Annotated in this window: 8 protein-coding genes and 1 tRNA gene; all 9 read right to left on the reverse strand. The window is 59.1% G+C overall.

The annotated features are described in order from the left end of the window. Window positions 1–4,143 carry a DNA-directed RNA polymerase subunit beta gene (rpoB, locus tag M8997_RS06420; protein ID WP_250020281.1) on the reverse strand — a complete coding sequence of 1,381 codons (4,143 nt, stop codon included), beginning with the start codon at window positions 4,141–4,143 and terminating at the stop codon, window positions 1–3. Between the two features lie 232 nt (window positions 4,144–4,375). Then, window positions 4,376–4,756 carry a 50S ribosomal protein L7/L12 gene (rplL, locus tag M8997_RS06425; RefSeq protein ID WP_250020280.1) on the reverse strand — a complete coding sequence of 127 codons (381 nt, stop codon included), beginning with the start codon at window positions 4,754–4,756 and terminating at the stop codon, window positions 4,376–4,378. Between the two features lie 47 nt (window positions 4,757–4,803). Further along, window positions 4,804–5,322 carry a 50S ribosomal protein L10 gene (gene rplJ, locus M8997_RS06430; protein WP_250020279.1) on the reverse strand — a complete coding sequence of 173 codons (519 nt, stop codon included), beginning with the start codon at window positions 5,320–5,322 and terminating at the stop codon, window positions 4,804–4,806. A gap of 345 nt (window positions 5,323–5,667) precedes the next feature. Next, entirely contained in the window at window positions 5,668–6,366 is a 699-nt protein-coding gene (gene rplA / locus M8997_RS06435) for a 50S ribosomal protein L1 (RefSeq protein WP_250020278.1), read from the reverse strand. Between the two features lie 4 nt (window positions 6,367–6,370). Continuing rightward, window positions 6,371–6,799, reverse strand: coding sequence for a 50S ribosomal protein L11 (gene rplK, locus M8997_RS06440; protein ID WP_250020277.1), 429 nt, complete (start codon window positions 6,797–6,799; stop codon window positions 6,371–6,373). 139 nt (window positions 6,800–6,938) lie between these two features. Further along, window positions 6,939–7,469 (reverse strand): transcription termination/antitermination protein NusG, encoded by a 531-nt coding sequence (nusG, locus tag M8997_RS06445; RefSeq protein WP_250020276.1) that lies wholly within the window; start codon window positions 7,467–7,469, stop codon window positions 6,939–6,941. A gap of 38 nt (window positions 7,470–7,507) precedes the next feature. Beyond that, entirely contained in the window at window positions 7,508–7,708 is a 201-nt protein-coding gene (gene secE, locus M8997_RS06450) for a preprotein translocase subunit SecE (RefSeq protein WP_250020275.1), read from the reverse strand. 219 nt (window positions 7,709–7,927) lie between these two features. Continuing rightward, a tRNA-Trp gene (locus M8997_RS06455) sits at window positions 7,928–8,003 on the reverse strand. Between the two features lie 185 nt (window positions 8,004–8,188). Continuing rightward, a partial coding sequence (gene tuf, locus M8997_RS06460) for an elongation factor Tu (protein ID WP_252597188.1) occupies window positions 8,189–9,190 on the reverse strand: 1,002 nt, incomplete at its 5' end.

The raw sequence follows: 9,190 nt of genomic DNA on the forward strand, positions 1-9,190 counted from the left end.
TTACTCGGCAGCGTCAGGCAGTGCCTGCTGCTGCTGTTCGAGCTGACGCGTATCGTCCAGCTCCACATTGAGACCGAGCGAGCGCATTTCCTTGACGAGAACGTTGAAGCTCTCCGGTATGCCTGCCTCGAACGTATCGTCGCCGCGGACGATCGCCTCGTAGACCTTGGTGCGTCCGGCGACGTCATCCGACTTCACCGTCAGCATTTCCTGCAGCGTATAGGCTGCACCATAGGCCTCGAGTGCCCAGACCTCCATCTCGCCGAAGCGCTGACCGCCGAACTGGGCCTTGCCGCCCAGGGGCTGCTGCGTTACCAGCGAGTATGGTCCGATCGAACGGGCATGGATCTTGTCGTCGACCAGGTGATGCAGCTTGAGCATGTAGATGTAGCCTACGGTCACCTGACGGTCGAACGGCTCGCCCGTACGTCCATCATAAAGCGTGGACTGGCCGGAAGCCTTCAGACCCGCCTGCTCCAGCATCACATTGATGTCCGGCTCATGCGCGCCGTCGAAGACCGGCGTTGCGATCGAAACACCACGCTTCATCTGCTCACCAAGACGAACGATGCTCTCGTCGTCATAGTTCCGAACAGGTTCGTTGCGATCATTGTCCGGTATGATGGACTCGATCGTCGTGCGCAGCGGTGCGATATCGCCCTGTGCCTTGTAGGCCTCGATCAGATCACCGATCTTCTTGCCCATTCCGGCGCAGGCCCAGCCCAGATGCGTCTCCAGGATCTGGCCCACATTCATGCGGCTCGGCACGCCCAGCGGATTGAGCACGATGTCGACATGGGTACCGTCCTCGAGGAACGGCATGTCTTCAACGGCGGCAATACGCGAAACCACGCCCTTGTTGCCATGACGGCCGGCCATCTTGTCGCCCGGCTGGATCTTGCGCTTCACGGCAACGAAGACCTTGACCATCTTCATGACGCCCGGAGGCATCTCGTCGCCGCGCTGTACCTTCTCGACCTTGTCCATGAAGCGCTGCTCGAGCAACTTCTTGGAATCGTCGTACTGGTTGCGCAGAGCTTCGATTTCGCCCTGGAGCTTCTCGTCGTCGACGGCAAACTGCCACCACTGGGAACGAGGATACTCACCCATCACGTCCTGGTTGACGACCGTGCCCTTCTTGAAGGTCTTCGGTCCGGCAACAGCCTGCTTGCCGTCCAGGAACTCGGACAGACGTCCATAGACGTTGCGGTCCAGAATAGCCTGTTCGTCATCGCGGTCCTTGGCCAGGCGCTCGATCTCCTCGCGCTCGATCGCCATGGCGCGCTCGTCCTTTTCAACGCCGTGGCGATTGAAAACGCGAACTTCCACAACCGTACCATAGGTTCCGGGCGGCATGCGCATGGAGGTGTCACGAACGTCCGACGCCTTCTCGCCGAAGATGGCGCGCAGAAGCTTCTCTTCCGGCGTCATCGGGCTTTCGCCCTTCGGCGTGATCTTGCCGACGAGGATATCACCCGGCTGAACCTCGGCGCCGATATAGACGATGCCGGCTTCGTCCAGGTTCTTCAGCGCTTCTTCCGAGACATTCGGAATGTCGCGCGTGATTTCTTCCGGTCCGAGCTTGGTGTCGCGGGCCATGACCTCGAATTCCTCGATATGGATCGAGGTGAAGACGTCATCGGACACGATCTTCTCGGAAAGAAGGATCGAATCCTCGTAGTTGTAGCCATTCCACGGCATGAACGCGACGAGCACGTTGCGGCCGAGCGCCAGATCGCCCAGATCCGTGGACGGACCGTCGGCAATGATGTCGCCCTTCTCGATCCGGTCACCGACGCGAACCAGCGGACGCTGGTTGATGCAGGTGTTCTGGTTCGAGCGCTGGAACTTCATCAGGCGATAGATATCGACGCCCGACTTGCCGGGCACGAGGTCCTCGGTCGCGCGGATGACGATACGTGTCGCATCCACCTGATCGACGATACCCGTACGACGCGCGCCAATGGCGGCGCCGGAGTCGCGGGCGACGATCGGCTCCATGCCGGTTCCGACGAACGGCGCTTCGGCGCGAACGAGGGGAACGGCCTGACGCTGCATGTTCGAGCCCATGAGCGCGCGGTTGGCGTCGTCATTCTCGAGGAAGGGGATGAGCGCCGCTGCAACCGAGACCAGCTGCTTCGGAGACACGTCCATCAGGTCCACGTTTTCGCGCGGGGCCATCAGAACTTCGCCGGCATGGCGGCATACGACGAACTCGTCGGTGAATGCGCCGGTGGCGTCGAGCTCCACATTGGCCTGCGCCACGTGGTACTTCGCCTCTTCCATGGCCGAGAGGTAGACAACCTCGTCCGTCACCCTGCCATCGATGATCTTGCGGTACGGGCTTTCGATGAAGCCGTACTTGTTGACCCGGGCAAAGGTGGCCAGCGAGTTGATCAGACCGATATTCGGGCCTTCCGGCGTCTCGATCGGGCAGATACGGCCATAATGCGTCGGATGAACGTCGCGAACCTCGAAGCCTGCACGCTCGCGGGTCAGACCGCCCGGTCCAAGCGCCGAGAGACGACGCTTGTGCGTGATCTCGGAAAGCGGGTTGGTCTGGTCCATGAACTGCGACAGCTGCGAGGAGCCGAAGAATTCGCGGACGGCAGCGGCAGCCGGCTTCGCATTGATCAGATCCTGCGGCATGACCGTATCGATCTCGATCGAGGACATGCGCTCCTTGATGGCGCGCTCCATGCGCAGCAGGCCGACCCGGTACTGATTTTCCATCAGCTCGCCGACGGAACGAACGCGGCGGTTGCCGAGATTGTCGATGTCGTCGATCTCGCCACGGCCGTCGCGCAGGTCCACCAGCATCTTGACCACGGCAAGAATGTCCTCGCGGCGCAGGATACGAACCGTATCTTCCGCATCCAGATCGAGGCGCATGTTCATCTTGACGCGGCCAACGGCCGACAGGTCGTAGCGTTCGCTGTCGAAGAACAGCGACTTGAACATCGCTTCGGCGGAATCGATCGTGGGCGGCTCACCCGGGCGCATGACACGGTAAATGTCGAACAGCGCGTCCTGGCGGCCCTCGTTCTTGTCCACTGCAAGCGTGTTGCGGATATATGGTCCGATATTGACGTGGTCGATATCGAGAACATTGATCTCGCTGACACCGGCGGTCTCGAGCAGAACCTTCAGCGTCTTCTCGTCGAGCTCGTCGCCCGCTTCGAGATAGACCTCGCCCGTTTCCATGTTGACGATGTCTTCGGAGAGATAGGAACCGAACAGATCGTCTTCCGTGGCCTTGATGAACTTGAGGCCCTTCTCGGCCAGCTGCTTGGCGCTGCGCGCCGTCAGCTTCTTGCCGCTTTCGAGCACGACTTCGCCCGTATCCGCGTCGATGACGTCGCTGGTGGCCTTGAAGCCCTTGAAGCGCTCGACCGAATAGGGAATGCGCCAGCTATCGCCGTCACGGCTATAGGTGAAGGAGTTGTAGAAGGTCGAAAGGATCTCTTCGCTATCCATGCCGAGCGCCATGAGCAGCGACGTCACCGGAATCTTGCGGCGGCGATCGATACGCGCATAGACGACATCCTTCGCGTCGAACTCGATGTCGAGCCACGAACCGCGATAGGGGATGACGCGAGCTGCGAACAGCAGCTTGCCGGAAGAGTGGGTCTTGCCCTTGTCGTGATCGAAGAACACACCGGGCGAACGGTGCATCTGCGATACGATCACGCGCTCCGTGCCGTTGACGATGAAGGTGCCGTTATCCGTCATCAGGGGCATGTCGCCCATGTAGACGTCCTGCTCCTTGATGTCCTTGATCGACTTGGCGCCCGTATCCTCGTCAATATCGAACACGATGAGGCGCAGCGTCACCTTGAGCGGCGCAGCGTAAGTCAGATCGCGTTGACGGCATTCGTCCACGTCGAATTTGGGGGCCTCGAACTCGTACTTGACGAATTCGAGCATGGAAGCACCGGAGAAGTCCTGGATCGGGAAGACAGACTTGAACACAGCCTGCAAACCTTCATCCAGTCGCCCGCCTTTCGGCTCTTCCACCATCAGGAACTGATCGTAGGAAGCTTTTTGAACCTCGATGAGGTTCGGCATCTCTGCGACTTCCGGAATCTTACCGAAAAACTTGCGTACGCGCCTACGACCATTGAAAGAATGGGTCTGAGCCATCGTCGCTCCTCGTCTTTATGCCAGAAAGGCTGGCCTGTTTTCTTAAAACCGCTTGTGCGGCCCCATGAACGGGACAAAACCCGTTTCCTGAAAGCATCCGCCTGCCATCAGGAAAAGGGTTAAGTACCGGCCCTCCGAAGAGGGGTATTCTCGTCCGCCTGTCGCTTTTGCCCTCGAAGCGCGGTGACAGGATTGGCGGACAGGTTGCCCTGTCCGCCGATAGTCGCAAGGCTTACTTGAGTTCGACCTTGGCGCCAGCTGCTTCGAGCTGTGCCTTGATCTTCTCAGCTTCGTCCTTGGCAGCGCCTTCCTTGACAGGCTTCGGAGCTGCTTCAACGAGGTCCTTGGCTTCCTTGAGGCCGAGACCGGTGATTGCGCGGACTTCCTTGATCACGTTAATCTTGTTAGCGCCGGCATCGGTCAGAACGACGTCGAATTCAGTCTTCTCTTCCGCAGCAGCGGCACCACCGGCAGCACCGCCAGCGGCAGCAGCTACGGCGACGGGAGCAGCGGCGGAAACGCCCCACTTCTCTTCCAGAAGCTTCGAAAGTTCGGCAGCTTCGAGAACGGTCAGGTTGGACAGGTCTTCTACGATCTTTGCGAGATCAGTCATTTTCAATTTCCTTTACAAGGTTCGATATATTGACAGCGAGAACGGCCTTATGCCGCTTCGTCCTTCCGGGCATAGGCGCCGAATACGCGGGCAAGCTGACCTGCCGGTGCGTTGACGATCTGAGCGATGCGCGTAGCCGGTGTCTGGATCATGCCCAGCAGCTTTGCGCGCAACTCGTCGAGGGACGGCAGTGCGGCCAGAGCCTTCACGCCTTCCGGATCGAGAGTCGTCGTTCCCATCGAGCCACCAAGAATGACGAGCTTCTCGTTACCCTTGGCAAATTCGATGGCGATCTTCGGTGCCGTTATCGGATCATTGGAATAGGCAACAAGCGTCTGACCTGTGAACAGATCAGCAATGCCTTCCGAATCCGTGCCTTGAAGAGCGATTTTGGCGAGGCGGTTCTTCGCGACTTTAACGGTGCCACCAGCATCACGCATCCTGGAACGAAGATCGCTCAACTGCGCAACGGTGAGACCGGTATAGTGGGCCACGACAACTGAACCGGAATCCTTGAAGACCCCATTCAGCCACGCGACGAATTCGCGCTTTTCCGCTTTTTCCACTGTCTCTCTCCATTTGATGAAAGCGAACATGCTTCCATCGGGTTGCCTTTGCGCCGCCGGCTGCAATCCATGAGGATTGAAACCAACAGCTCTCGAGGATCCTGTCCCCTTTGCCGTACCGGCAAGCCGGCAGCAAGCGAAAGGCAACTACGGTTCGAACCTTGTCTTTCGGGCCGAAGCCCACAAAACAGGTTTTTCCACGTCTCATGCGGGTTCTTGCGATATTAAGGCGAACCACCCGCAATCTCGGACAGGATAACCGGACTTTCATCCGGCTATCCAGGCCCCGAAGGGCCTGGAATTCTTTCATATCAGGCAATTGGGCCTGATAGTTAAACGACTGCCTTAGGCGACCCGTACAGTAGACGGATCGATCTTCACGCCAGCGCCCATCGTCGACGAAATCGCGACGCGCTTGACGTATTCACCCTTGGCGCCCGCAGGCTTTGCCTTGGTGACGGCATCGGCGAATGCCTTGATGTTCTCTTCCAGCGCCTTGGCGTCGAAGGATGCCTTGCCAACGCCGGCATGAACGATACCGGCCTTCTCGACGCGGAACTCGACAGCGCCGCCCTTGGACGCCTTGACGGCGCCGGCAACGTCGGCGGTTACGGTGCCGACCTTCGGGTTCGGCATCATGCCGCGCGGGCCGAGCACCTTGCCGAGACGGCCGACGAGCGGCATCATGTCCGGGGTCGCGATGCAGCGATCGAAATCGATCTTGCCGCCATTGACGATCTCGAACAGCTCTTCCGCGCCGACGATGTCGGCACCGGCTGCCTTGGCCTCTTCGGCCTTGTCGCCGCGGGCGAACACGGCAACGCGGACGGAACGGCCAGTGCCATTCGGCAGGTTGACGACGCCGCGCACCATCTGGTCCGCATGGCGGGGATCAACGCCGAGGTTCATGGCCACTTCGATGGTCTCGTCGAACTTGGCAACCGCACGCTCCTTCACCAGGGCAATGGCCGAGGTGAGGTCGTACAGCTTGTTGCGATCGACACCTTCGCGAATCTTAGCTACGCGCTTTGCAATCTTTGCCATCGTCTCAGCCCACCACTTCCAGGCCCATCGAACGGGCAGAACCTTCGACCATGCGCATTGCAGCCTCGACATCGGCTGCATTCAGGTCCTTCATCTTCGCTTCAGCGATCTCGCGGACCTTGTCACGCGAGATATTGCCTGCAACAACCTTGCCTGGCTCCTTGGAACCGGACTTCAGGTTGGCGGCCTTCTTCAGGAAGTACGAAACAGGCGGCGTCTTCATCACAAAAGTGAAGGACTTGTCCTGGTAATAGGTGATGACGACCGGAATGGGCGAACCCTTTTCCAGTTCCTGCGTGGCCGCATTGAAGGCCTTGCAGAATTCCATGATGTTGATGCCGCGCTGACCAAGTGCCGGTCCGATCGGCGGGGACGGCGTTGCCGATCCTGCCGAAACCTGCAGCTTGAGCTGGCCTGCTACTTTCTTAGCCATAACTACTCTGCCTTGTCTATTGTGCCGGATTTACCGGCGATTGCAGTTCGGTGGTGCGGCTTGGAAGCCCGGCTGAGGCGCCTCACCTCCCACCATGATGACCACTTGCGTGGTCCGCGGCTCGTCGAGCCGCCGTCGATCAGACCTTTTCGACCTGACCGAATTCGAGATCGACGGGGGTCGCACGACCGAAGATGGAAACCTCCACCTTGAGACGCGACCGCTCATCATCGACTTCCTGCACCGTCCCGTTGAACGATGCGAAGGGCCCATCGGCAACGCGAACGCTTTCGCCGATCTCGAAGGATATCGACGCCTTCGGGCGCTCGACACCTTCCTGAACCTGCATCAGGATCTGATCGGCCTCGCGATCGGAGATCGCAATCGGCTTGCTGTCCGAGCCAAGGAAACCGGTTACCTTCGGCGTGTTCTTGATCAGGTGATAGGCATCATCCGTCAGATCGGCGCGGACAAGCACGTAACCCGGGAAGAACTTGCGCTCTGCGTCAACCTTGCGGCCGCGGCGCACTTCCACCACTTTCTCGGTCGGTACGAGAATCTTCTCGAACAGGTGCGACAGACCCTTCTGACGCGCCTTTTCCTCGATCGACTCCGCGACCTTCTTTTCAAAATTCGAATAGGCGTGAACGATATACCAGCGCGCGGCCATTGCTAATTCCCAATCCCGATTTTTCTTGTCAGCCTGCGTTAACGACCAAGACCGAGAATGAGATCAATCCCGTATGCCATCAACTGATCAGCTGCGAAAAAGAAAATCGCAGCAAAAAACGCCATAACCATCACCATCGCGGTGGAAATCAGCGTCTCACGACGCGAAGGCCAGGTGACCTTCGCAGTTTCAGCGCGCACCTGCTGAAAGAAAGTTATTGGATTCGTCTTGGATGCCATTTACCGCCCGTGCGTATCGTTTTGCTGCAAACATCGGATATCGTTGTAATATCGACCGTTCACACCATTACGGCCCGTAAAGCTGTTCGTTCAGCTTCACGCACCGCGTGTCTGTTGACGTTACATAGAACCGATTCCGGAAAAACGCAAGTCCCCGGAGTCAATTCCTCTCAACATCTGTCGATACACCATCCAATCGTGCACAGGCAGACTATGTAGTGGCAGGGGAGACAGGATTCGAACCTGCGACCTACGGTTTTGGAGACCGCCGCTCTACCAACTGAGCTACTCCCCTACTTCGCGGCGTACATTCCACAAAGCCGCCGCCTTTTCAAGGGCTAATCGGCGACTTCCTGTGAGTTGCAGCAAATTTGTTGGCCGCGATTTCCTTGCATGCGCAACAAAGCATGCCAACAAATGCACGCCACAAAAAAGGGCGGCCCGATGGACCGCCCTCTTCGTCAGATAATGAATATCGACTTATTCAATGATCGAGGAGACGATGCCGGCACCGACGGTGCGGCCGCCTTCACGGATAGCGAAGCGCAGCTTCTCTTCCATGGCGATCGGCACGATCAGCGTCACGTCGACGGCGATGTTGTCGCCCGGCATGACCATTTCCGTGCCTTCCGGCAGCGTCACCACACCCGTCACGTCCGTCGTGCGGAAGTAGAACTGCGGACGGTAGTTGGTGAAGAACGGCGTATGACGGCCACCCTCGTCCTTGGTCAGGATGTAGGCTTCCGCCTTGAACTTCGTGTGCGGCTTGACCGAACCCGGCTTGCACAGGATCTGCCCGCGCTCGACGCCCTCACGGTCGACACCGCGCAGCAGCGCACCGATGTTGTCGCCAGCCTGACCCTGGTCGAGCAGCTTGCGGAACATTTCAACGCCGGTAACCGTCGTCTTCGAGGTCGGGCGGATGCCGACGATCTCGACTTCCTCGCCAACCTTGACGATGCCACGCTCGACGCGGCCCGTCACAACCGTACCACGGCCGGAGATCGAGAAAACGTCTTCGATCGGCATCAGGAACGGCTGGTCGACCGGACGCTCCGGCGTCGGGATGTACTTGTCGACTTCAGCCATCAGCGCGCGAACCGCATCTTCGCCGATCGTCTTGTCGGAATCTTCCAGCGCGGCAAGCGCCGAACCCTTGATGATCGGAATGTCGTCGCCCGGGAAATCATACTTCGACAGCAGCTCGCGAACCTCGAGCTCGACCAGTTCCAGAAGCTCGGCATCGTCAACCTGGTCGACCTTGTTCAGGAAAACCACGATCGCAGGAACGCCAACCTGACGGGCGAGAAGAATGTGCTCGCGCGTCTGCGGCATCGGGCCGTCGGCAGCCGAAACGACCAGGATCGCGCCGTCCATCTGCGCAGCGCCGGTGATCATGTTCTTCACATAATCGGCGTGGCCGGGGCAGTCGACGTGGGCGTAGTGGCGGTTCTCCGTCTCGTATTCGACGTGCGCCGTCGA

This window comes from Phyllobacterium sp. 21LDTY02-6 (assembly GCF_023554255.2).
Lineage (GTDB): Bacteria > Pseudomonadota > Alphaproteobacteria > Rhizobiales > Rhizobiaceae > Phyllobacterium.

What these genes read in the sequence shown, in the direction of transcription:
- rplA (WP_250020278.1), bottom strand. Translation starts at nt 6,366, where the DNA reads ATGGCAAAGATTGCAAAGCGCGTAGCTAAGATTCGCGAAGGTGTCGAT.
- secE (WP_250020275.1), bottom strand. Translation starts at nt 7,708, where the DNA reads ATGGCATCCAAGACGAATCCAATAACTTTCTTTCAGCAGGTGCGCGCT.
- rpoB (WP_250020281.1), bottom strand. Translation starts at nt 4,143, where the DNA reads ATGGCTCAGACCCATTCTTTCAATGGTCGTAGGCGCGTACGCAAGTTT.
- nusG (WP_250020276.1), bottom strand. Translation starts at nt 7,469, where the DNA reads ATGGCCGCGCGCTGGTATATCGTTCACGCCTATTCGAATTTTGAAAAG.
- rplK (WP_250020277.1), bottom strand. Translation starts at nt 6,799, where the DNA reads ATGGCTAAGAAAGTAGCAGGCCAGCTCAAGCTGCAGGTTTCGGCAGGA.
- rplL (WP_250020280.1), bottom strand. Translation starts at nt 4,756, where the DNA reads ATGACTGATCTCGCAAAGATCGTAGAAGACCTGTCCAACCTGACCGTT.